Annotated in this window: 21 protein-coding genes and 1 tRNA gene; 9 read left to right on the forward strand and 13 right to left on the reverse strand. The window is 44.5% G+C overall.

The window, feature by feature from the left end; all coding sequences use genetic code 11:
• Positions 1-4: 4 nt before the first annotated feature.
• The 3 genes from F8C82_RS07045 to F8C82_RS07055 all read left to right on the forward strand — a co-directional run bounded on the left by F8C82_RS07045 (position 5) and on the right by F8C82_RS07055 (position 4658).
• Positions 5-2182 (forward strand): S9 family peptidase, encoded by a 2178-nt coding sequence (locus F8C82_RS07045; RefSeq protein ID WP_151692840.1) that lies wholly within the window; start codon positions 5-7, stop codon positions 2180-2182.
• A gap of 44 nt (positions 2183-2226) precedes the next feature.
• Positions 2227-4026, forward strand: a complete 1800-nt coding sequence (locus tag F8C82_RS07050) for a peptide MFS transporter (RefSeq protein WP_151692841.1) — start codon at positions 2227-2229, stop codon at positions 4024-4026.
• Between the two features lie 83 nt (positions 4027-4109).
• The gene (locus F8C82_RS07055; RefSeq protein ID WP_151692842.1) at positions 4110-4658 is read left to right on the forward strand and encodes a thioredoxin family protein; all 549 of its coding nucleotides are present in this window, start codon (positions 4110-4112) and stop codon (positions 4656-4658) included.
• Between the two features lie 12 nt (positions 4659-4670).
• Here F8C82_RS07055 and F8C82_RS07060 read toward each other — a convergent pair whose 3' ends face one another.
• The 6 genes from F8C82_RS07060 to F8C82_RS07085 form a co-directional block, all read right to left on the reverse strand.
• Positions 4671-5135, reverse strand: a complete 465-nt coding sequence (locus tag F8C82_RS07060) for a DUF6495 family protein (RefSeq protein WP_151692843.1) — start codon at positions 5133-5135, stop codon at positions 4671-4673.
• 13 nt (positions 5136-5148) lie between these two features.
• Positions 5149-6189, reverse strand: coding sequence for an ACR3 family arsenite efflux transporter (gene arsB / locus F8C82_RS07065; RefSeq protein WP_308419990.1), 1041 nt, complete (start codon positions 6187-6189; stop codon positions 5149-5151).
• The gene (locus F8C82_RS07070; protein ID WP_151692845.1) at positions 6189-6794 is read right to left on the reverse strand and encodes a low molecular weight phosphatase family protein; all 606 of its coding nucleotides are present in this window, start codon (positions 6792-6794) and stop codon (positions 6189-6191) included. Before F8C82_RS07070 ends, arsB begins: the two co-directional genes overlap by 1 nt.
• The gene (locus tag F8C82_RS07075; RefSeq protein ID WP_151692846.1) at positions 6794-7126 is read right to left on the reverse strand and encodes an ArsR/SmtB family transcription factor; all 333 of its coding nucleotides are present in this window, start codon (positions 7124-7126) and stop codon (positions 6794-6796) included. Before F8C82_RS07075 ends, F8C82_RS07070 begins: the two co-directional genes overlap by 1 nt.
• Before the next feature lie 130 nt (positions 7127-7256).
• Positions 7257-9005: a T9SS type A sorting domain-containing protein gene (locus F8C82_RS07080; protein WP_151692847.1), complete on the reverse strand. Its 1749-nt coding sequence runs from the start codon at positions 9003-9005 to the stop codon at positions 7257-7259.
• Positions 9006-9011: 6 nt separating this feature from the next.
• Positions 9012-9320, reverse strand: a complete 309-nt coding sequence (locus F8C82_RS07085; protein WP_151692848.1) for a hypothetical protein — start codon at positions 9318-9320, stop codon at positions 9012-9014.
• A gap of 146 nt (positions 9321-9466) precedes the next feature.
• Here F8C82_RS07085 and F8C82_RS07090 point away from each other — a divergent pair, with 146 nt between their 5' ends.
• The 4 genes from F8C82_RS07090 to F8C82_RS07105 all read left to right on the forward strand — a co-directional run bounded on the left by F8C82_RS07090 (position 9467) and on the right by F8C82_RS07105 (position 14841).
• Positions 9467-10012, forward strand: a complete 546-nt coding sequence (locus tag F8C82_RS07090) for a hypothetical protein (RefSeq protein ID WP_151692849.1) — start codon at positions 9467-9469, stop codon at positions 10010-10012.
• Between the two features lie 49 nt (positions 10013-10061).
• Complete coding sequence (locus F8C82_RS07095) at positions 10062-12467, forward strand: TonB-dependent receptor plug domain-containing protein (protein ID WP_151692850.1); 2406 nt, start codon at positions 10062-10064, stop codon at positions 12465-12467.
• A gap of 582 nt (positions 12468-13049) precedes the next feature.
• Positions 13050-14030, forward strand: coding sequence for a thioredoxin-disulfide reductase (gene trxB, locus F8C82_RS07100; protein ID WP_151692851.1), 981 nt, complete (start codon positions 13050-13052; stop codon positions 14028-14030).
• Between the two features lie 112 nt (positions 14031-14142).
• The gene (locus F8C82_RS07105; RefSeq protein WP_151692852.1) at positions 14143-14841 is read left to right on the forward strand and encodes an NUDIX hydrolase; all 699 of its coding nucleotides are present in this window, start codon (positions 14143-14145) and stop codon (positions 14839-14841) included.
• Positions 14842-14917: 76 nt separating this feature from the next.
• Here the strand turns inward: F8C82_RS07105 and trxA are convergent, their stop codons facing one another.
• Positions 14918-15265, reverse strand: coding sequence for a thioredoxin (trxA, locus tag F8C82_RS07110; RefSeq protein WP_151692853.1), 348 nt, complete (start codon positions 15263-15265; stop codon positions 14918-14920).
• A gap of 103 nt (positions 15266-15368) precedes the next feature.
• Positions 15369-15444 (reverse strand) — tRNA-His (locus F8C82_RS07115).
• A 94-nt stretch (positions 15445-15538) separates the two neighbouring features.
• Between F8C82_RS07115 and F8C82_RS07120 the strand changes: the two genes are divergently transcribed.
• Together F8C82_RS07120 and F8C82_RS07125 are read left to right on the forward strand one after the other, a co-directional pair.
• Positions 15539-16528, forward strand: a complete 990-nt coding sequence (locus F8C82_RS07120; protein ID WP_151692854.1) for a YeiH family protein — start codon at positions 15539-15541, stop codon at positions 16526-16528.
• A 15-nt stretch (positions 16529-16543) separates the two neighbouring features.
• On the forward strand, positions 16544-17674 hold the full coding sequence (locus F8C82_RS07125; protein ID WP_151692855.1) for a glycosyltransferase: 1131 nt from the start codon (positions 16544-16546) through the stop codon (positions 17672-17674).
• Here F8C82_RS07125 and bshB1 read toward each other — a convergent pair.
• The 5 genes from bshB1 to F8C82_RS07150 all read right to left on the reverse strand — a co-directional run bounded on the left by bshB1 (position 17667) and on the right by F8C82_RS07150 (position 22776).
• Positions 17667-18383: a bacillithiol biosynthesis deacetylase BshB1 gene (gene bshB1, locus F8C82_RS07130; protein WP_151692856.1), complete on the reverse strand. Its 717-nt coding sequence runs from the start codon at positions 18381-18383 to the stop codon at positions 17667-17669. The two genes, F8C82_RS07125 and bshB1, sit on opposite strands and share 8 nt — an antisense overlap.
• A gap of 90 nt (positions 18384-18473) precedes the next feature.
• Entirely contained in the window at positions 18474-18956 is a 483-nt protein-coding gene (locus tag F8C82_RS07135; protein WP_151692934.1) for a glutathione peroxidase, read from the reverse strand.
• 184 nt (positions 18957-19140) lie between these two features.
• Complete coding sequence (locus F8C82_RS07140; RefSeq protein WP_151692857.1) at positions 19141-20793, reverse strand: hypothetical protein; 1653 nt, start codon at positions 20791-20793, stop codon at positions 19141-19143.
• Positions 20793-21368 (reverse strand): RNA polymerase sigma factor, encoded by a 576-nt coding sequence (locus F8C82_RS07145; protein ID WP_151692858.1) that lies wholly within the window; start codon positions 21366-21368, stop codon positions 20793-20795. Before F8C82_RS07145 ends, F8C82_RS07140 begins: the two co-directional genes overlap by 1 nt.
• A gap of 241 nt (positions 21369-21609) precedes the next feature.
• Positions 21610-22776 carry a PKD domain-containing protein gene (locus F8C82_RS07150; protein WP_170266183.1) on the reverse strand — a complete coding sequence of 389 codons (1167 nt, stop codon included), beginning with the start codon at positions 22774-22776 and terminating at the stop codon, positions 21610-21612.
• Between the last annotated feature and the right edge of the window lie 80 nt (positions 22777-22856).

A 22856-nucleotide genomic window follows, 5' to 3' on the forward strand; every position in this document is an offset into this window, starting at 1 on the left:
GCATATGCGTCGTACCCTTTTACGCACGTCCCTGGCAATTTCGCTTCTCTTTAGCGGAAGTGCTTTCGCTCAGCAACCCATTACGCTTGAGGATGTTTGGATGTTTAAATTCTACGCTGGCTCACCCGAAGCTTTTGAAGCTATGCCAGACGGTGAACACTACACCATGATCCAAAACAGCAGAATTAGTGGCCGCTCTATTGAACAATACGACTTTGCTACTGGGAATCCAGCTGGAACCATCCTCACTCAGAAGCAAGTGTCTGAAGCGGCAGGTGAAGATGTTCGATTCACACAATATTCCTTCAGTGCAGATCAAACCAAAGTCCTCTTAGCGGCTAATGTAGAGTCCATTTATCGTCACAGTACACGTGCCAACTATTACATGTACGACTTGACCAATTCGTCGGTTACGAAAGTTGGTGAGGGTAAAGTTCGCTATGCTACCTTCTCTCCAGATGGATCGAAAGTAGCTTACGTTCAAGAAAACAACTTATACGTGCTCACTTTGGCCAATAACGAAGTGACTCAGGTAACCACAGATGGAGAGCAAAACTCCATCATCAACGGTGCTACCGATTGGGTTTACGAGGAAGAATTCGCATTTCCATGTGCCTTCTGGTGGTCGCCAAACAGCGAATACATCGCCTTCCTTCGCTTTGACGAAACAGAGGTTCCTGAATTCTCTATGGATGTATATGGAACGGAATTGTATCCTACTCAAGATGTATTCAAATACCCGAAAGCAGGTGAAGCAAATTCCGTGGTTACCGCACATATCTTCGACACCAAAAATGGTACGACCACTGCTGTTCTTCAAGATGAAGTGGAATACGAATACATCCCACGCATCATTTGGAACAACGAAAATGAAGCGGTGATTTTCACCACAAATCGTCACCAAAACGAATTGGTTCTTTGGGAAGTAGATTGCGAAGAAGACTACGAATCGGAACGCTTCCTTACCGATACAGATGAAGCCTACGTTGAAATCAGCGATAACTTCATGTTTACCAAAGACAACGACCTCATCTTCACCAGTGAGCGTGACGGTTATAACCACATTTACCTAGCGAATGAGGACGGAAAGGTAAAGAAGCAACTCACCAAAGGAGATTGGGATGTATTGGTGGTGTACGGAACCGATGACGAACATGTCTATTTCCAAGCAGCAGCAGAAGACCCGTCGGAGCACGAAGTATACCGCGTGCGGTTGAACGGAAGAGATATGGAAAGACTCAGCACAGGAGAAGGTATCGCCGACGCCCAGTTCAGTCCAACCATGAAGTACTACCTCCTTTCTTTCGAGAATGTGACGACACCTACCATTTACACCATGCACAGTGCAGACGGCACAGAACTTCGCACATTGGAAGACAACGCCGATTTAGCGCAACGCATGGAGAACTATCAGTATGTGCCGAAAGAATTCTTCAACTTCGAAACATCTGAAGGCGTGGACTTGAATGGCTGGATGATTAAGCCGTACGACTTTGACGAAGAGAAAGAATACCCGGTACTCATGTTTGTGTACGGTGGACCAGGAAGTCAGCAAGTACTCAACAACTGGGACGCCATCAACGGGATGTACTATCAATACCTCGCGTCACTGGGATACATTGTGGCGTGTGTGGACAACCGCGGTACTGGAGCAAGAGGTAGTGAGTTCAAGAAGGTTACCTACCAACAACTCGGCAAGTACGAAACCATCGATCAAATTGAAGCGGCAAAGTACTTAGGAGGACTCGATTATATCGACTCAGAGCGCATTGGTATTTGGGGTTGGAGCTACGGCGGTTACATGTCGTCCAACTGTATCACGCAAGGTCACGAAACCTTTAAAATGGCCATTGCCGTTGCTCCGGTAACCAACTGGAGATTTTACGATAGCATTTACACCGAGCGCTACATGCGTACTCCTCAGGAGAACGGCGACGGTTACGATGACAACTCTCCAATCAATCACGTAGGAAAATTAGAAGGGGCATACTTATTGGTGCACGGAAGCGCGGACGACAATGTTCACGTACAAAACACCATGCGTATGATTGAATCTTTGGTACAAGCCAACAAGCAATTCGACCTCTTCATCTATCCCGATAAGAATCACGGTATCTATGGCGGAAACACTCGTTACCACCTCTACACCAAGATGACCAACTTTATCCTTGAAAATCTATAATTTGGCGCAGCCCAAAACAAACCTCAACAAATAAGAACATTCATATGTCAAATGATACCAAGTCCATCAAGAGGAAAGAGCTCTTTGGCCATCCAGTAGGACTATACGTTTTGTTCTTCACAGAAATGTGGGAACGATTCTCGTACTATGGAATGCGCGGGATTCTAACATTGTACGTAGCCGCATCAGCAACGGGTATTGACCCAGGCCTAGGTTGGTCGAACAAAGATGCTTTATGGCTCTATGGTTGGTACACCATGCTTGTTTACGTTGCCTCTATTCCTGGTGGATATATCGCTGATAAATTCCTCGGACAGAAAAAGACCGTATTGATTGGTGGTATTCTGCTCTGTTTGGGACACGGTACAATGGCTATCCCACAAGATTGGGCATTCTTCACTGGTCTTATTCTAATCATCTTAGGTGTGGGTGGTCTCAAACCTAACATCTCTACCATGGTTGGTGGCTTGTATCAACAAGGTGATATTCGTCGTGATAGTGGATTTACCATCTTCTACATCGGTATCAACATCGGTGCTTTCCTTTCAAGTATTTCAGTAGGTTTGGTAGCCTATTATTATGGTTGGCACTACGGTTTCGGTCTTGCGGGTATCGGAATGCTTTTAGGCCAAATTGTTTATATGGCGGGTCAAAAGCACTTGAAAGGTGTTGGTGACCACATTGGTTCTTCTGATTCAGGTATTGATCCTGAAATTGCTAAGCGTCCTTTAACTCAAATTGAAAAGGACCGCGTGATTGTTCTCTTGCTATCATTCTTGATTGTAGTTGTATTCTGGGGTGCATTTGAACAAGCCGGTGGTTTGATGAATCTCTATACAGATGCGAAGGTTGATCGTAACATTGGATTGAGTTGGTTACAAGAAATCCCTGCGGCTGTATTCCAGTCTCTAAACGCTGGTTATATCATCATTTTCGGAACACTTGTAGCAGGCTTTTGGGCTTGGCGCAAAAGAACAGGCAAAGAAGCCTCTTCATTATTTAAGATGGCCGTGGGTACCATTATCATGGGTCTAGGTTACATCTTCATGATGTTTGCCAGTAAAGAAGCTTCTGCTGAAGCCTTCGGTAAAGCTGCAATGGTATGGGTATTCCTCGCTTACCTCTTCCACACCATCGGTGAATTATCTACTTCACCAGTTTCCCTTTCTTTCATCACAAAGTTGGCTCCAGTTAAATATGCATCCATCATGATGGGTATATATTTTGCCGCTACGGGTTTCGGAAACAAGCTAGCAGGTTCGATTGGTGAAAGCTCACAACTTGAACCGTACAGCACGGAAATGGTGGCTTCAAAAGAGCAAGTATTCCAGTACACTTCCCAAGACACCATTGAAATTAAAACGGTAAATGGGATTGAAGATGTTTATGATTATCCCATCAACTTAGATAAGAACTTCTCTATCAAGACTGAGGTTCGTCTAGCTAACGGTGACATTCAATTCCAAGACATTTCTTCTGGAGATGACATCAGTGATTTCTTCTCACTCAATGATGAACAGGAAAAAAGACTTCACAACTACCTAGAAGAAGGAAAAGCCGAAGGCAATGATGTGTATCACGCAAAATTGACTTTTGAGAAGGATAAAGATGCCGTTCAGAAGACAGAAAACATGGGTGATGGCAAGAACTACGGTGTCTCTTTCGTAATTGAAGAAGAGCAAAGTAATCAAGAATACAAGACCTTCATGTATTTGACCATCTTCACAGTAGCCTTTGGTATTTTGTTGATTCTCTTCTTGAAGAAACTCAAAAAACTAACCCACGGTGCTGAAGAGGCAGAACGTGATCTCATTGAGGAAGAAGCTGAAGTTATCAGCCACTAACTCATTCACGTAAGGATATTTCAAGCGGGACGTTTACATTAGACGTCCCGCTTTTTTTATTTTAGCACACAAGACCTTTTGATATGAAGAAGTTACTTTCCATCCTTACTGTTTTCACTGTGGCCTTTGGCATTAGTTCGTTTGTCATGAAATCTGAAGATGATACCATCAATTGGATGAGCATTGAGGAAGCGGCAGAGGCCAATGAAAACGGCGCCAACCTTCCCATCTTTGTAGATGTGTATACCGACTGGTGTGGCTGGTGCAAGCGCTTGGATCAAACCACTTTTAGAGATCCTGCCGTGGTGGCTTACATGAACTCCCATTTTCTCAATGTAAAACTAGACGGTGAAGAACGAGATGACATCACCGTTAAGGGGCAAACATTTAAGTACGTAGCCAGTGGAAGACGCGGTTACAATGAGCTTCCAGCCACCTTGTTGAACGGAAAACTGAGTTACCCAACCGTTGTATTTCTCAATGCAGATTTAGAGAACTTGAGTCCTGTACCGGGCTACCGCCAGGCAGGTGAGTTTTTAATTATCGCCAAATTCTTTGGAGACGGAATTTACCTCGAGAAAACTTGGGATGAATACCAAGAGAGTCTTCAAGCAGAAGAGGCCGCAGAATAAATAGAAGGCGAATTATAAAAGCGATTTGAGCTGTTTGAACAACGTACCGTCAGAAATGATAGCGTTCTGCATCAATAGTTGAAACATTTCTTGCTCGCGTTCTAAACGATATTTTTTTGATCCTTTGATCAATTCAAAAGCCTTGGACTCCAAGGCTTTTTTCATTTCTAAAGCTGGCATATTTGCGGGAATGACAGATTCCCCCGTAGACCGAAGAATGATCATCTCCGCCTCCGCATCGTCAAAGCGCGCACTCATCACCTCTCGTTCTGATACGCGTTCCACATACTTTGCTGATGAAAGTACTTTTTCAAAGGCAATATCACTGAACATATCCATCAGCTTATCCGCTGTTTCAATGTCTTCTGATACAATCTTCTTCCAATCGTCGCCCGTAATGGTATTGGCAGAAAGAAACATGATAAACTCTTCGTGGAGCTCTTCAAACTCTCCTTTAGTTAATCTACGATACTTCATCCTACAAAGGTAATCACCCCTCCATTCTAAACCGCTTCTTCAGCCAAAACGATACACGAACCAATAGGATCAGAGCAGGAACTTCTACCAATGGACCTATCACACCAGCAAAAGCCTGACCGGAATTCAATCCAAAAACGGCAATCGCTACGGCAATAGCCAACTCAAAATTGTTCCCAGCTGCTGTAAAAGCAATCGAAGCCGTTTTGTCATACTTAGCTCCAAGCATTTTACTCACCACAAAGCCTATCCCAAACATCAATATGAAATAAATCAACAGTGGAATTGCGATGCGAATCACATCCATTGGAATGTTGACAATTAGCTCACCTTTTAGGGAGAACATTACCACAATGGTGAAGAGTAAAGAGATCAACGTCAATGGCGAGATGGTAGGGATAAATACCTTAGTGTACCATTCTTCGCCTTTGGCTTTCACCAACGTGGCTCTCGACAAATATCCCAGGGCAAATGGGATTCCTAAGTAAATGAGAACACTTTCAGCAATTTCCACAATGGTGATATCAACCACAGCACCCTCGAAGCCAAACACAGGCGGTAGAACGGTGATGAATAAATAGGCGTAAAAACTATATGCAAAGACCTGAAAGAGACTATTCAGAGCGACCAATCCCGCTCCATACTCTGAACTTCCCTCCGCCAAATCATTCCAAACCAACACCATGGCAATGCATCTTGCCAAACCGATGAGAATCAATCCCACCATATATTCTGGATAATCGTGTAAGAAAATCAAGGCCAACGCAAACATGAGTGTTGGACCTATAAGCCAGTTGAGCACCAAGGATAGAGAGAGAGTTTTCACATCTCTAAAAACAGAGGGCAAGAGTTTGTAATTCACTTTTGCCAAGGGTGGGTACATCATTACAATGAGTCCGATGGCTATGGGAATATTGGTAGATCCAACACTGAACGAATCAATTACATCTGGAGTACCCGGAAACAAATATCCAATTCCCACTCCTATAAACATGGCGAGAAATATCCATAGGGTCAGGTTGCGGTCTAAGAAACTAAGCTTCTTCATGTAGATTAAATATGAAGATTTGAAAAGATAAACTTGAGTTGAGCTGCAATTTGAAGCGAACGCTCTACATAACCAGAAACGGCCTGATCGGTGTTGTCGAAAACCTTGGGATCATCAAACGTAAACTTTATTCGAGCCGATGCTTCAGGAATGTAAGGACAATTTTCATCCGCATCTGAGCATGTCATTAATGCGATGAAGGAGTCCACTCCCGCTTCATCATACTTCTTCGAATACATCTTCAATCCCTTCACTTCAGGAGAAAAGGATACACGTACGATAGGATTGTCGGCTTGGTCTTCTGTTTCAACTATAAACCCAGATTGTTGCAATGCCTTTTGAGCGTTCACATGAAAGGCTGTTTTTTCGCTCCCTCCAGAAAAGCAAACTACAGAAATATCGTAATACACCGCCAAAGCCTGGGCCCAAGCCTGAGCCAGCTGACTTCTTCTGGAATTGTGGGTACAGATGAAGTTGAGATTCACCTTCTCCCCACTGTCCAATTGCTCTTGAATTCTCGCCGTGATTGCACGCAATAGCGCTTTCCTCTCTTCACTAAAATCGAATTTCAATGCGCGCATCGACTGTTCTAGTTCATGGTATAAATGCATCAGCAACAAGTGGTATTAAAGTCGTTCAATTCCGTAAGAAAGCCACCGAGGGTGGAACGGTACATCTCCCAGGCTTCAACATCCAAACAGTAGCAAGTATTCACTCCTGAAATAGTTCCTTTCACAAGCCCCGCCTTCTTCAACTCGTTCAAATGCTGACTCACCGTAGACTGTGCTAAGCCCAGTTCTGCAACCAAATCCTTGTTCACACAATCTTTAGCATTCACTAAAAAACTGAGAATGGCCACCCGAGCTGGATGCGCGATCACCTTGGCCATTGCAGCAATCTGGTTCTGCTCTTCTGTAAACAATTCGCCCTTCGTCGTTCCCATGACTTTATAAATTCATCGCAATTTTACGATGAATATCGAAATTGACCATCACCTGAACATTAATTTCGAAAGAGGGGCACAAAAAAAGCCGAAGAGATATCTTCGGCTTTTCATAAATGGCGGTGATGTTTTAGTGAATCACGTGAACTTTTCGCATATACTGAGCACCATTGCTCGACTCAAATAGAATCACATAAGCACCTTCACTCCAATCCGCAGAAGGAATAGTAACCGTATTCATGCCTGTACTATACGACACTTCCGATTGCGCTACTTCTTGCCCTGTGAGGTTGTAGACGCGATATGAAATATCCCCTGACTGTAAGGCATCTACCGTGAATCGAATCTCATTATTAGAAGGATTTGGATAAGCCCCACTGACACTGAAATTAGGAGTAAGCGCACTGTATTCGCTCACACCGATAGAATTACAAACATCTACAACCGCTACATAGGCGATAGGTACACCATTTCGTCCATCTACCCACGTTGTAAAGAGTTTACAACCCATCATTACCGAACGGTTGTAATCACCAAAGAAAGACTGTATACCAAATGAGCTGAAATTCGTACTTCCTGAAGAAAGTGTAGCGGAATCAGTAAAGCTTACGCCGAGATCATCAGAAATGGCATAGCGATAATTAGACACCTTATTGGAGTTGACATCATAGTACGAGATACAAACCCGGTTGCGACTAGCTGCGACAGTTGGCATAAATGGATTGCGACCTGCAAGAGATACACTTAAATCAGTAGGTGTGCTCCAAGTCTGACCTCCATCTGTTGATCTAGAATAGTATGAATCGAATTGTCCACCGGTAAAATCACTCCAAACGAGATGCAAATTACCCGCAGAATCAATGGCTAGGTTTGTTGCTGCATTTTCTCTACCATGCACAATACCACCACCTCCAAACACATTCACACCTTGAGCGACAACCACAGGAGTACTGAAAGTTTGCGCGCCATCTGTAGAAGAAGCAAACTTAATCTGATTGTTCGCCACATCTACAAAGGACACATTCACATTGCCATTCTTCTGATTGACAATCACATTTCCGAACTGGGTAGATCCTGTATCCGCATATCCAGCTCGAACAAAAGTATTTGTTCCCGGTGTCATCTTGCTCACTACCATTCCTTCATTGGCCATGGCACTTGTAGCATGAGGTATATAGTAGGTTGTACAGTAAACAGTACCATTATTTGGACCACCACTTCTGTCGACATCAAACCACTGACGGTCGAAAATCCCATCACCAAATTCAGCAATCCCACTAATTCCACCGCCATTCAACAGAAATGCTCCCTCACCGATCAAGGTAGTACCTTGGGTTGTCCAAGTCGCTCCGCCGTCCGTCGATTTCGCCCAGAACATTCGCATGTAAGCAGTGTCCATTCGGCTTGGATTAAAGGTTAAGTAAATCCAACTGAAATACGCATTGCCCAGCGCATCGTATTCAAAGACGGGATCACCTCCCCCCGCAATGTTCTGTCCGGGATAATTCTGACTGAGCAATCCCGGAGAATCGAAACTGCTTTTCGTCCACGATGAACCTCCGTCATTGCTATAGTAGATTGGAAAACTAAGTGCAACTGAATCCAACATGAAACTGGTAACCAAGTTATTTGGATTGGTTGGATTGACAGCAATAGATATCTCCGCGCCTCGGCGATTACTCGCTCCATTTATTCTTTTTTCACCGGAACCCGCCTCGATACCAGCGTTCTCCATGAGATTGTATTCCGCATTACGCGATTCAATCTTCTCCTCATAGATATGCTCAATTACTCGCTCGGTACTAGGTGATAATTGGGCGAAGAGTGGAGCCGACACAACGGTGCCGATCCACATTAACTTGTAGTGTAATTTCTTCATTGTTAATTATTTTGAAGTATCCAGACCTCTATTCATTGTTTTTTCCTGAAGCAATCGATCCAAGATTTTCCTTCTGAGGCTATCCATTTCGGCAGGTTCTGCTGGAGTAGTAATTTCATCACCCACTACCTCGCTTACAGAATCTACCACGGGCATTTCTTTCTCCTCTTTCTCCTCCTTTTCCATCGGCACCTCCTCCATTTCAAATACTTCTTCTGAAGTTGTTTTCTCTAAAGGAGCGGAGTCTGAAGGCGAGCAAGAAATCAATGCACTGAGGAACACAGACATCAAAACTGGAACAAAAGCGTTTTTCATGGTGAATAGAAGATTATTTTGAGGTGGTAAATTACAAAGACTCAACATCAATTGACGTCACTAAATACTGAAAGTGATGTACATCAAAGTGGAAGGAATAGCAATTCTTCCACTGGGAGCGTACCTTTGTAAGGAGAAATTGCCCCTTGAAAAGACAGATTCTTTCCATAGTACTCCTAATCGCGTTCGCAGCACCTGCAGCTGTGAGCTATCTCTACTTAAAATCTCGGCAAAGAGAGGTAAAAAGAGAAGTAAAGCGAATGATGCTCGCGGGTATGGATGAGTCTGAGTTGGTTCACTTATCCTTTTCAAAGAGAGAAGCAGAAGATCTGAAGTGGGAACACGCTACAGAATTTGAGTGGAACCAAACGATGTACGATGTGGTTCGCAGCTCTAACCAAGGGGATAGTGTGTACTACGTTTGTTACCGAGATGAGGCGGAGAGTAAACTCAAGAGGCAATTGGCCACACTGCTCATCGATATTCACAAAAAAGATCCCACTCAGCAAGATCAATTAGTACTGATAAAGGATTTTTACTCCTCTCTTTACAAGGATAATTTTACCGTTCAATTCACGCAGCCTCTGTCGTTGAGTTCAACTCATAATACGGCATACGCGATGCACCTTTCAAGTGGTCACATCAACATTTGTAGCCCTCCTCCTCTGTTCGTAGCAACCTGCCAATCCTAAGCATGTTGTATCTCCATCTCTGGAGAAATTTGAACAGAATAAATCAATCATGATAAAGTATATCTACACTTTGTTATTCATGGGTGTGTCTGCCATAGGCCTATCCCAAACCCTTACCGTTCTTGATGCAGAAAACGGTGAACCCCTTGAACTCGTCACAATCTTCAGTGAAGTCCCACGTGCTTATGCCGTCACCAATGCAGATGGGCAAGCCGATATCTCTGAAATGAAGGGATTCGAGAAAATTGAAATTCAAACCTTCGGTTATGCTCCTGTCATCACCACCTATCAAAAACTACAAGTTGAGGGTTTTAAAGTGAGCCTTGAACTGTCGCAGATGGGACTACAAGAAGTAGTAACCTCTGCATCGAGATGGCGTCAGACTTCGGACAATGTTCCGAGCAAAATCACCACCATCTCACAACGTGAAGTGGCTTTTCAAAATCCCCAAACCGCCGCAGACATGTTGTCTATCTCTGGGCAAGTCTTCGTTCAGAAGAGTCAGCAAGGTGGCGGTAGTCCTATGATCCGTGGCTTTGCCACCAATCGTCTCCTCTACACGGTGGATGGCGTCCGAATGAATACGGCCATCTTTAGAGGAGGGAACCTTCAAAACGTCATTAGTCTTGATCCATTTGCTACTGAAAATACAGAAGTATTATTTGGACCTGGCTCGGTGATTTACGGAAGTGACGCGATTGGAGGAGTGATGAGTTTTCAGACGCTTACCCCGCAGTTATCGCTTGATGGAGAACCCCTTATTACAGGGTCTGCAACGGCTAGATATTCATCGGCCAATAGCGAAAAAACAGGGCACTTTCACATAAATGTCGGTTGGAAAAAATGGGCGATGGTCACCAGTTTTAGCACTTGGGATTTCGATCACCTACGTCAGGGCTCCAATGGTCCCGACGATTACCTCAAACCCTATCATGTCAATAGAATAGACAGTACGGATGTGATTGTTACTCAAGATGACCCTTTGCTTCAAGTTCCAACGGCCTACTCGCAAACAAACTTCATGCAAAAGGTTCGATTTAAGCCGAATGAAAACTGGAACTTTGAATATGGATTCCATTATTCAGAGACCTCTTCGTACGGAAGGTATGACCGACACAACCGCATGAGAAACGGTACTGCTCGCTATGCCGAATGGAAGTATGGTCCGCAGGTTTGGATGATGAACAACCTGAGTGCCACGCATTATGGTCGTAATTCAATTTATGATGAAATGACTATACGTGTGGCTCAGCAACACTTTGAAGAGAGTAGAATTGATCGTTCGCTCAACAAGTCGGATCGCACCACTAATGCAGAAGAAGTGGAAGCGTACTCAGTTAACATTGATTTCAACCGAGAAGTAACTCCAGGGCATACCCTCTTTTATGGAGTGGAATACGTGACCAATCTCGTCCAATCAAGTGGTCGAATCACAGACATTACCACTGGAGCTGAATCCGTTGGTCCTGCACGGTATCCGCAATCCAATTGGACCTCTATTGCCATTTACCTGAACGATGAATATCACGTGAATGAGCATACGACGATTCAAGCAGGCTTGCGTTACAACCAGTATATGCTTAATGCCGACTTCGACACCACCTTCTATCCGTTCCCATTCACAACAACGAAATTGAACAATGGCGCATTGACAGGTAGCATTGGCGCTGTATACCGTCCTAGTCAAACATGGGTAATCAGCGCCAATCTGGGAACTGCCTTTCGATCACCAAACATAGACGACATTGGTAAGGTGTTCGATTCAGAGCCCGGTTCCGTTGTGGTTCCCAATCCGAATTTGGAAGCTGAGTATGCCTACAACTTTGACGTGAACATCGCCAAGACATTTGGGAAAACCGTCCGAGTTGACCTTGGTGGCTATTATACATTCCTTGAAAACGCATTGGTCCGCCGAGACTATCAGCTTAATGGACTTGACAGCATGATGTACGATGGCATGCTTAGTCGCGTTCAGGCTATTCAAAATGCTGCTGAAGCACGCGTATATGGCGTTCAAGCGGGAATTGAAATTAAACTTCCAGCGGGATTCGGCTTCTCTACTCGAGTGAATTACCAGAAAGGTCAAGAAGAAATGGACAATGGAGAATTAAGTCCATCACGCCACGCTGCTCCGTTCTTTGGTACAAGTCGCCTGACATACACCGCGAATAGGCTTCAGCTTCAGTTGTATACTCAATACCAAGGGGAACAGAGCTACGACAATCTATCCGATAGTGAGAAAGGGAAGGATGAGATCTACGCCAAGGATGACAACGGCAACAACTATGCTCCATCTTGGTACACTCTTAACATCAAAGCGGCTTACAATGTCACCGAAAATATGACCGTAAGCGCCGGAATCGAGAACCTCACGGATCAACGTTATCGTCCGTATAGTTCAGGCATATCTGGAGCGGGACGAAATTTTGTGATGTCCGTTCGAGCCAATTTCTAATTGCTACACATTTGATACCTCAACCCCGACAGTTTTGTCGGGGTTTCCTTTTGCTCCAACTGGAAACGTATGTAAACGTATACTGTCGTTTGTACTCGATTAAAGCTAGGTTGGAAGGTTTGATTGGCGTAAGTTGTCACCAACGGGGAGGTGGGCTAATTGTTTACCCACTAAGGATTTCTGCGAACATATGTCCCAATCTCACTTGGATAATTTGTTGAAAAGTCTCACTTCGTCTAAATAACGGAATAGGCTTCAGGCTAAGGGCGACGGCCTCCGATATCCTTACTTCAATCTCCAGTCATCCGTCATCCGTCATCCGTAACCCATCATCCGTCACCCATCATACGTCACCCATCATACGTCATCAATCATCTATCACCCTCCACCCAGCATCCGCCAACCGTCACCCCGCATCCAACCCCTTAAACCCCATAAACTCCTTAAACCCTACAAACCCACTAAACCCACTATTACCTCCCCCACCCTGTAAGCTGAAACTATCAATGACGTCATTACTTTCATCAATAATCTTTGCCCTACTTTTGGCAATAGAAAAAGTTCGATATCAAAATATAGGTCATGAGCGACAACAATATTGAAAGACACGAATGTGTGATTATCGGTAGTGGTCCTGCGGGATATACTGCGGCAATTTATGCGGCAAGAGCCGATTTGAAACCCATTATGTACACGGGAATGGAGCCTGGTGGTCAGTTAACCACCACCACGGAAGTAGAAAACTTTCCAGGATATCCGCAAGGAATTGACGGTCCGGCAATGATGGAAGACCTCAAAGCACAAGCTGAGCGCTTTGGTACCGATGTTCGATTTGGTCTCGTAACCGATGTACACTTTACGGACATTCCGGGTGAATATCACACATTGACCATCGATCAATCGAAGCAGATTCAAGCCCGTTCAGTGATTATCTCTACGGGTGCTTCAGCAAAGTACTTGGGACTTGAAAGTGAGCAACGTCTTCAAGGCCACGGTGTTTCTGGATGTGCCGTATGTGATGGCTTCTTCTACAAGGGGGAAGAAGTTGTGATTGTAGGCGGTGGTGACACTGCCGCTGAAGAAGCAACTTACCTCGCCAAGCTTTGTCCGAAGGTAACCATGTTGGTTCGTCGCGATGAGTTGCGTGCATCGAAAGCCATGCAACACCGAGTGATGAACAACCCGAACATTGAAGTGCTTTGGAATACCGAAACTTTAGAAGTTTTGGGAGACCAAGTGGTAGAAGGTGTTCGCGTTAAGAATAGAGAATCTGGAGAAGAAAAGGTGATCAAATGCTCAGGTTTCTTCGTAGCCATTGGTCACAAGCCAAACACAGATATCTTCAAAGGTCAGTTAGACATGGATGAAGTGGGATATCTCAAAACTAAGTCAGGATCTACTTCTATGAACAAACCTGGTGTATTTGCTACAGGTGATGCACAAGACAAAGTGTATCGCCAAGCGATTACTGCAGCCGGTACAGGATGTATGGGAGCCTTGGAAGCAGAACGCTATTTGAGTGAATTTGAATTGGAGAATGCAGTAGCTGAAGCAGCGAACTAAGTTTTCAAAACGATAACAGAATGTCCCGCCTACGAGCGGGACATTTTTTTTCTGGACTATTGTCTTAGGCCGTGGAATTCTTCTTTCCAAAGTGTAACTTAGACACTAAGTTATGCAAGTAGACTTTCAAGAATCGGATTTTCACGCTGCCCTTGTAACGAGTGTTGTAGTGTTTGGCTTTGACGGCGACGACCTAAAAATTCTCGTGGCTGAAAAGAAGAATGAACCCTTTAGTGGAGCACTGATCTTACCGACCAGAGTAGTTCAACCGGGAGTTGCCGTTGAGTTAGCCGCAAAGGAATTGCTGTCTACAGTCACCGGAAAAGACGATTGGTATCTCGAGCAATTGAACGCATTTGCGCGACTGTACCGAAATCCAGCCGGAAGAGTCGTAAATATCGCCTACTACGGATTGGTCAAACTCGATGATCAACTCAAAACCTCATTGAGGAAAGATGACCACGCTTGGTACGCTAGTGATGATGTTCCTCCATTGGCATATGACCACGACGAGATTCTTGAATTTGCGAGAGAAAGACTGAAGAGAAGAGTAAAGCGCAGACCGATTGGATTTAGCCTGCTACCTCGAGAGTTCACACTGAATCAACTACAGAGTTTGTACGAGTGTGCATTGGGCAAATCTTTCGACAAACGAAACTTCAGACGAAAAATATTAAAATCGGAACTGTTGATTGAACTGGAGAAGAAAACAGATCCAACTTCAGATGTCAAAAAGCCTTCTCAACTGTACATGTTCAATGAGAAGAAATACCGCAAAATGACATTAAAGGGATACGACTTTGTATTCTAAAAAAGAAAGCCGCCCCTAAGGACGGCTTTTCCACTGCTCTCTCTTTCATAGCTCTATCTGCTTACAGTGGATCTCTTTATATCAACAATCTCTTTTCAATCACATCGCGCATGACATTTGCGGGTAACGCTCCTGGCTGCATCATTGGCTCTCCTTTTTCAGGAATAAATAAAATGGTAGGAATGCTTCGAATGCCAAATGCTCCCGATACCTCCTGCTCATTATCTACGTTCACCTTGAAAAAATCTACCTTGTCTTTGTATTCGGAAGCCAATGCGTCAAACATCGGTGCCATTGCCTGACAAGGTCCACACCAATCGGCATAGAAATCAACTACTGCTGGTTTAGATCCTTTAAACGACCACTCTTTCTCATTCTCGTAGTCGAATATCTTCTCGATAAACTCTTTGGATGAAATGTCCATAGAACTAATCTTTTACCCCTCTACTAGAATAAGCGAGGTAGTTGCAGGAACTCCGCAAAATCGAGGCAAAAAAAAAGCTCCATCGTACGATGAAGCTTTCTTCGGGTGGAAGACCGGGTTCGAACCGGCGACCTCTGGAACCACAATCCAGCGCTCTAACCAACTGAGCTACAACCACCATTTGAGGGCGCAAATATAAGGTAAAAACAACAATACAATCCAAACGGTTATCACAAAAAAATTGTGTCTTCCTGCCTTACCTTCGCAGGAATTATGGAGAAGCTTCAATCTCAGCACTTTCAGGGTCTGCTCGTCATGGTGCTCATTACAGGCCTATCGTACGGATTATCAGAAACTACAGGAATACTTGGCAGCGTAGTATGGGGATTGCTTCTCGGAATTCTGGGTGGCAATTTGATTCAAACACCTTCAGCTTGGAAACCGGGAATTGTGTTTTCCGAAAAGACCGTTCTTGCCTATGCCATCATCTTGATGGGAATACAAACGGGAATCGCATTTCAATCTTCCACGCCCTGGGAAACGGGATTGATCGTCATCGCTGTTATGACTATTGCAATCATAAGTGGACTCCTTCTCTACAAACGATTCAACCTGAGTAAAGACGATGGAATTCTTCTGGGTGTAGGGAATGCCGTTTGTGGCGCTTCTGCGATTGCTGCTATCAGTGGAATTATCAAAGCGGATGCAAAGAGTACGGGCACGGGAATCGCCATCGTGAACTTGTTGGGTGTGCTTGGTCTGATTATCATTCCTTCGGTGTTGGCCAATATGGATCTAAATGTGATTGAAAAAGCCCTCTACACTGGGGGGACGTTGCAAGCCGTGGGACAGGCTGTAGCCGCCGGAAACACACTAGGTTCCGACGTGGGAATTTGGGCCACAACCATTAAGATGTTTCGAGTGGGAATGCTGCTTCCTGTCGCTTTGATTTTTGCCTTCACCCAATCTAGAAGTAATGGCACAAACAAGCCGAGCTTGAAGCTCATCCCTACCTTCCTTTGGCTGTTTATTCTCACTTCCGCTATTGGTGCGTTTCTTCCACTACCAGATTCGTTTACCGATCTAGTTCACACTATAGAAAAGATTATACTTACCATCGCTATGGTCGCCATAGGTTGGCAGATTAAGTTGAGTAAACTTTGGACAGAAGGTCCTGTTCGATTGCTATTGGGAGTAATAATCTTCGTGATTCAACTAGCGGTTATGACTGGCTTGATTATCTTAGTTCAGCCTCAGGTTTAATCTCAATTTCAACACTTGCCCACTACCCCACTTAAAATACTTCACCTCGCTAAGTGGTATCCGAACGAAAAAGATCCTCAAAATGGAGTTTTCGTAAAGAATCAAATAATCGCTTGCAAAGGTGTTGCGGAACAAGCCGTGCTGTATTGGGGAACCGCTAAGAAGTATAAATGTACCTCGGAGACGGAAGATGGAATTCCCACCATTAGACACTATTTCCCTGAAGGTAAAAGGCTTCAAAACACGGGTCAGAAGTGGAGTTCAATTCGCCGATTGATCAATGAGGTTTGGAAGGGGCAAAAACCTGATGTCATCCATCTTCACATTGCCGACAATGACCAGTGGATTATGGTCGAATACGCCAAGGCCTCAAGTATTCCCATTGTCCTCACAGAGCATTGGTCGGGCTACCTCGATCATCGTTTTCAAAATAAAAAGGCCATTGCAAAAGCACTGACCATCGCTTTACTTAAAAGAGTGAACGTTGTTACCACGGTGAGTGGTTTCTTGGCGGATGCCATGATCAAAGCCAGCGGACGAAAAGATATTGAAATCGTCCCCAATGTGGTAGACACTGAGAGTATCCACTCCCAGCCACCTCAGCAAAACATACTCTCCTTTGGTGTTCTAGCTGATTTGGATGACAACATCAAGAATATCAGCGGTACTCTTCGCGCGTTTAGAAACTTCAAAGCAGAACATTCCGATGCCACCCTCCACATTATGGGTGGTGGAAAAGATGAACAACGTCTGAAAGACTTGAGTGATGAATTGCAGCTCGGTGATGCGGTTATCTTCCACGGAAGACTAGATCATCACGATTCTCTCAAGACCTTAAATGACGTTCAGACGGTCATTGTAAACAGTAGAAGGGAAACCTTCTCTGTGGTTTGTCTGGAAGCCATTGCCCTTGGAAAAAAGCTGATATGCACGCGTTGTGGAGGCCCTGAAACCTTCCTACGAGATGAACTGGTCATTTGGAGCAGAGTAGACGATGATCTCGACCTCTTGCGATGCATGCGTGAATCCACCTCTCAACCCTATCCAACGATAGAGTCGAAAATGTTGCAGGTGGAGCCATTCTTACCTGAGGTGGTAGCCAATCAGTGGCTCACCATCTACAGCCAATTGGCCAGCTCTAAATAAGATCGGTGATTTGATCTACGCCAAGAGTGCGATCTACGATGAATCCTTCAGCGTGTTCTACGCCAATGATTCTACCCCATTCCACCATTCTACCCGTTATGGAATCATGAAACTGCTTGGATGAGATTACCGTTTTTGGTTCATCGCTGTTTGGGTTATAGAACTGCGACTCATGTGCGTTAATCGAAGCCATTTTTTGATCTACAAATCCTGTAACGTCTACACTGAAATCAACCTTTAGATCATAAAACTGCACGTAGTGATATACCTTAGATGGGCGCCATGCTTCTTGCTTCACACCTTGATCTACAGTTTCAATCTTGCGTAGCCCCGCATAAAAAGCACTTTCTACCACAAGCTCAGAACCTCTTCCGTGATCAGGGTGACGGTCGGAAGGCGCATTGCAAATCACCACATCGGGTTGATACTTGCGAATCATTCGAATCACTTCGCGCTTGTGCTCTTCGTCATTTTGAAAGAATCCATCGCGAAATCCCAGATTTTCTCTTGCACTCAATCCCAAGATCTCCCCAGCTTTGGCTGCTTCTTTCAAGCGAATCTCCGGTGTTCCTCGTGTTCCGAGATCACCAAGGGTGAGATCCACAATTCCAACCTTCTTTCCCGCGGCAGCCGCCTTTGCCAAGGTTCCAGCGCAGCCCAATTCTACATCGTCTGGATGAGCTCCAAATGCAAGTATATCTAACTTCATGAGTCTTGAATCAAAAAATTCCCGCGCAAAGGTGGGAATTCTTTTTAAAATGATGTTTAAACACAGTGTGGGATATCCCTTCTAAATGAATTATTTACCCGAGGCAAAGTCGATAATTGCATTGTCCAAAGGAGAAACACTAGAAGGGTACTCAGCCGTCCATACGCCGTTCTCATCTATGGTAAACTTGTGAAAGTTCCACTTCACTTCACCATCGGAAACTCCATTGGCAGAAGCTGATGTCAACCAACGATACACCGGATTCATGTCTTCACCTACTACTGATGATTTACTCATCATAGGAAATGAAACCCCGTAGTTCTTTTGACAAAACGTAGCAATTTGCTCATCGGAACCCGGTTCTTGGGAACCAAAGTTATTGGCTGGAAAACCAATAATGGTAAACTTCTCTCCACCGTACTCTTCGTAAAGCTCTTGAAGTTGAGCATATTGAGGAGTGTAACCACACTCTGAAGCAGTATTGACAATCAAGACACGCTTGCCTTTCAATTGCTCAAAATTAAAGGGTTCGCCATCAAGCGTTGTCATTTCAAAACTGTAGAAACTATCCATTTGTTTGTGTTCTTGGATTCTTGCCTCTGCAACTTCAGCAGGTTGAGAAGCCGACGGAGCAGTGCTGGTATTGCACGATGCAGTTGCGATAGCAAGAATTGGAATAATGTATTTCACGGGAGTTGTATTTAATTCAGTAACGCGAAGTTACACATTTGGTTTACCCGTGACTGTAGTTTTATCCCTAGAACCTATACCGAACGCCCAATGACAATGGAACAGAATTTCTTGTCCACGCCGCTTTGCGATAATCGCTGTAAGGCATAGCATTCGTCCGATACCCCAATCGGAAGATGCCTTGCCAGTGCGGTGTAATGGAATACCCCAGCTCCATTCTGGCCGCCAAATCCACTCCTATACTATTGTGAGTGGAACGATAGACCTCGCCTTGATACCATTGGGTAGAAGAGAACGTAAGAATGGGACCAGCTTGAATACTGGTACTCCACTTCCCGTATTCCCATTCCATACCTACCATCAGAGGAACGGAAATGCGGTAACCATTCATTTGTTTCATGTCTGCTGTTTCAGTGCGCACCAGAACAGTATCCCCTTTTTCTTTCAATATGCTGTCAGTCGTGTAGGTCATAGTGGTATCGTACACCCACCTACCGGTATTGATCCCTGTTATCTGCCAAGTAGAATCGACCACTTGGGTATAGGTGGTATCCCACTCGAACCAGCTCAGACTGCTTAAAATCTCTTGTTCGGTATACTCATAATGCGTTGTTTTCTGAGATTCGGTGAGATAACTCAAACCACTCGAGAACTTCCAGCCATAGATGCGGTAATCTGCCTCAAGTCCAAAGCCCACTGGAGAAGTCACTTCATAGAAAACATTTCCTTCTGCGGTTGTTGGTGGTGTTGAGGTTGCAGCAAATGTTCCATAGGCTGTAATGGACCATGGTGAAGGCTGGTTAGAAGAATTGCGAATGACAGCAGACGATGGTTTTTCTTCGGTCTCAGCATTCGATGGATGATTTGCTCCAGCCTCTTCGGCAGTGGCCGTTGTATTCCCTCCTCCATTGTCATTCATCTCCTCTGCAACGCTGGCAGCATTGGCTTCACTAGAGCTCGCATCATTAGAAGAGGAAGATGGACGGCTAGGAGTTGTGATACTTTCACCTTCTCCTCTTACTTCCATATTTTCCCCGAAAGTGGATTCAGAATTTACAGCCGTACTTCCCGTTTTTTCATCTGAAGAATTAGCTAAAGTTGACTCCGTAGAAGCGATCTCGTATGGATCAGCAGACGCGATATTGGAGCGCTCATCGGATGTCGTTGGAACCGCACCTCCTTCTTCCGAAGACGGTTGTTGCGCGAGTGTTCGAGACGATTCACCTGCTTCCAATGCTGAATTCCTGCGGGTATAAACATCCTGATTTTCATTCTGTCCGACACGAGCCATCGTGTTCTCACTCGATGCATCTGCACCTATGGAGCGATTAGTACCCAATGGGCTTGTGACTTCTGAAGAAGGAGAAACAGAAGGTGAAGATTCCGTGGAAGAGTTATTCTCTAACGAAGTATTTGAGATTGTCGCAGGAGAAAGATTAGAAGTAGATCCTGATGGGGTATTGACGATTGCGGGTGCAGTTTGTGCATCTAATTGGGTAGATTCCGCATTCTCACTTGTGAACCAAAAAATGGATCCGATGACCACAGCCGTGGACAAGACGATTCCAGAAACGCCGCCGAGGGATCTATACCACGGTTTCGCCACCAGAGATGGTTGAGAATTAATCATCTGCTCCATTGCCGCCCAATCGGAAGGAGTTGGCGTATCCTCGAAGGAATCGAGTTTTGCCTTTAGCCAGTTTGTAAATCCGCTTTTCATCAAATCACATCTTTCAATTGATACCGCCGAATCAACCGCCCGCGAAGCGTTTCGCGAGCTGCTTGTAATAAGCGTTTGCTGGTTCGTACGGAAATTTCGAGAATCTCTCCAATCTCTTCGTGCTTGTACCCTTCAAACTCAAACATATTGAACACCAGTTTTTGTCTTTCAGGCAATGCGTTCATCACCAAATCCACTTCTTCTGCAGAAATGGTGTTCAAAACATCATTGGAAACCGAATCGTTGAAGTCGTCTCGAAACGGACGTTCTTCGTCGCTAAGCAACACCTGTTCATTGTATGTCTTCGACTTTCTCAATTCATCGATACACGCTCGAACAGCTACCGTCATTGCCCAAGGTAAAAAGGGCTGTGCCTCGTCATACTTCTCCAAATTCAATAGAATTTTGAGATAACAACTGTTGGCTAATGACCTCGCATCTTCGTCTTGCTTGCGATAGCGCCTACACACTTTCATCAGCGCAGGAAAGCTCTTCTCATACAGCATAGCTTGAGCGCGTCGGTCATTTTTCCGACAACGAACAACAAGATCTGTAAATGAGAGTGTTTCCTTCATTGCGCCAAATAAAGGTACGCTTTGTTGTACACAGAGCACACCTCCAATGATGTAGCGTTAACTAAGAGCAGTTCTTAGCGAATAATGCATTTTTCAACGACCGTTCTTCCCGCTGTCTTTATGTTCAACATATCTACTCCAGAAAACAGACCTAATAAATCAACGAAGGTCTGCCCTTTCATTTTGGTTTAGCTCATTGAAAAACTGCGCCATGCCCTTACACGGCGCAGTTAACCCTTGTTTATTCAACTCTGATTTTCAGATGCTGAACTCGATTGCTACTTGAAATACGCAATACATACATCCCAGAGGGACAATCATTTGTATTTATTGTGATTTTATTCGAAAAGGTAGCTTGAGAATGCACTTCTCGACCTGAGAGATCAAACAGCGAAAACCCATGGATGACGGCTTCTGATTCAATGTTAATCACATCATTCGCTGGTTGAGGATACACGATAAACTCATGGGGTTCGCTTTCTTCTATGCCGATGGTATACGGATCCATCACATTCAAGGTGTACCCCGTTTTGTAGATCAAGTCGCCATTGGCATCCATACCTACGGTTTCCACATGATAACTAGAACAAATTAGTGTGTTTTGAGAATCGTACTCTTCCATCAGAACACTCACCTTGTAAGCTCCAGGCTGACTATAAACGTGGGTTGGGAAAGGACCTTGAGCAGCATTTCCATCTCCAAAATTCCAGAAATAGGTATGAGAATCGGCTCCAAAGCTGGTGGAGTCGGATATGTTCCAAATCACCAAGTTCCCTCCAAAACTATTGACGGTATCTACTATAAACTTGGCCTCACAACTGTCGGCAGGTGAAATTGTGACCGTATCCTGACGCACTACACACCCCAAATGCACTGCAGCCCAATAGTATTTCCCTGGTATTGAAAATGTTTTGGAAATATTGGCCCCGCTCTGTGTCGTTCCATCTGAAAAGGAGTAACGCATGTTTTGCCCTGTCCAATTGGGATGATTGACATAACTCAAGGTGAGTGTATTGTTGGTCAACTGATCTGTAACGGTCCCTTCACAACTATCCACACATGATACATATGCTGTATCCGTCATTGATGTGATTCCATTGATAGTGTCGTACGCTGCAGATTTGTTAAATGCGAGTTGTTGGTTGCACCCCCACACGCGAATAATCATCTGACCAGAATCGTATGCTCCTGAAAGAACGGAGTCAACTTCTCCCGCAAAATCGGTGAAAAGCTCGTGCACCACTCTCTGATTCGTGAATGAGCTATCAATCACCTCAACTCTATAATTGATTAAATCTGTGTTGGGAGGTAGTACGGCCTTGAGTTCCAGATGTACTCCGCGAACTTGCCCCATCGCTAATGTAGAAGCAACGAGCAGGAATAGTAGAACGCGATAAATAGGTTTCATGGAAAGATGGAAATTCATGTTCATCTAATACGCAAGTTAGCGTGCAGAAGTGTCACTTTCGATGAATTCATACTACGCTT

This window comes from Phaeocystidibacter marisrubri, assembly GCF_008933165.1.
Classification (GTDB): domain Bacteria; phylum Bacteroidota; class Bacteroidia; order Flavobacteriales; family Schleiferiaceae; genus Phaeocystidibacter; species Phaeocystidibacter marisrubri.

Bases quoted from the DNA above. Each gene is read 5' to 3' on its own strand.
- F8C82_RS07120 (WP_151692854.1), top strand. From the start codon at position 15,539: ATGGAGAAGCTTCAATCTCAGCACTTTCAGGGTCTGCTCGTCATGGTG.
- F8C82_RS07070 (WP_151692845.1), bottom strand. From the start codon at position 6,794: ATGCATTTATACCATGAACTAGAACAGTCGATGCGCGCATTGAAATTC.
- F8C82_RS07140 (WP_151692857.1), bottom strand. From the start codon at position 20,793: ATGAAAAGCGGATTTACAAACTGGCTAAAGGCAAAACTCGATTCCTTC.
- F8C82_RS07135 (WP_151692934.1), bottom strand. From the start codon at position 18,956: ATGGATAGTTTCTACAGTTTTGAAATGACAACGCTTGATGGCGAACCC.
- F8C82_RS07055 (WP_151692842.1), top strand. From the start codon at position 4,110: ATGAAGAAGTTACTTTCCATCCTTACTGTTTTCACTGTGGCCTTTGGC.
- trxB (WP_151692851.1), top strand. From the start codon at position 13,050: ATGAGCGACAACAATATTGAAAGACACGAATGTGTGATTATCGGTAGT.
- F8C82_RS07150 (WP_170266183.1), bottom strand. From the start codon at position 22,776: ATGAAACCTATTTATCGCGTTCTACTATTCCTGCTCGTTGCTTCTACA.
- F8C82_RS07045 (WP_151692840.1), top strand. From the start codon at position 5: ATGCGTCGTACCCTTTTACGCACGTCCCTGGCAATTTCGCTTCTCTTT.
- F8C82_RS07085 (WP_151692848.1), bottom strand. From the start codon at position 9,320: ATGAAAAACGCTTTTGTTCCAGTTTTGATGTCTGTGTTCCTCAGTGCA.
- bshB1 (WP_151692856.1), bottom strand. From the start codon at position 18,383: ATGAAGTTAGATATACTTGCATTTGGAGCTCATCCAGACGATGTAGAA.
- F8C82_RS07105 (WP_151692852.1), top strand. From the start codon at position 14,143: ATGCAAGTAGACTTTCAAGAATCGGATTTTCACGCTGCCCTTGTAACG.
- F8C82_RS07095 (WP_151692850.1), top strand. From the start codon at position 10,062: ATGATAAAGTATATCTACACTTTGTTATTCATGGGTGTGTCTGCCATA.
- F8C82_RS07050 (WP_151692841.1), top strand. From the start codon at position 2,227: ATGTCAAATGATACCAAGTCCATCAAGAGGAAAGAGCTCTTTGGCCAT.
- F8C82_RS07060 (WP_151692843.1), bottom strand. From the start codon at position 5,135: ATGAAGTATCGTAGATTAACTAAAGGAGAGTTTGAAGAGCTCCACGAA.
- trxA (WP_151692853.1), bottom strand. From the start codon at position 15,265: ATGGACATTTCATCCAAAGAGTTTATCGAGAAGATATTCGACTACGAG.
- F8C82_RS07080 (WP_151692847.1), bottom strand. From the start codon at position 9,005: ATGAAGAAATTACACTACAAGTTAATGTGGATCGGCACCGTTGTGTCG.
- F8C82_RS07075 (WP_151692846.1), bottom strand. From the start codon at position 7,126: ATGGGAACGACGAAGGGCGAATTGTTTACAGAAGAGCAGAACCAGATT.
- F8C82_RS07145 (WP_151692858.1), bottom strand. From the start codon at position 21,368: ATGAAGGAAACACTCTCATTTACAGATCTTGTTGTTCGTTGTCGGAAA.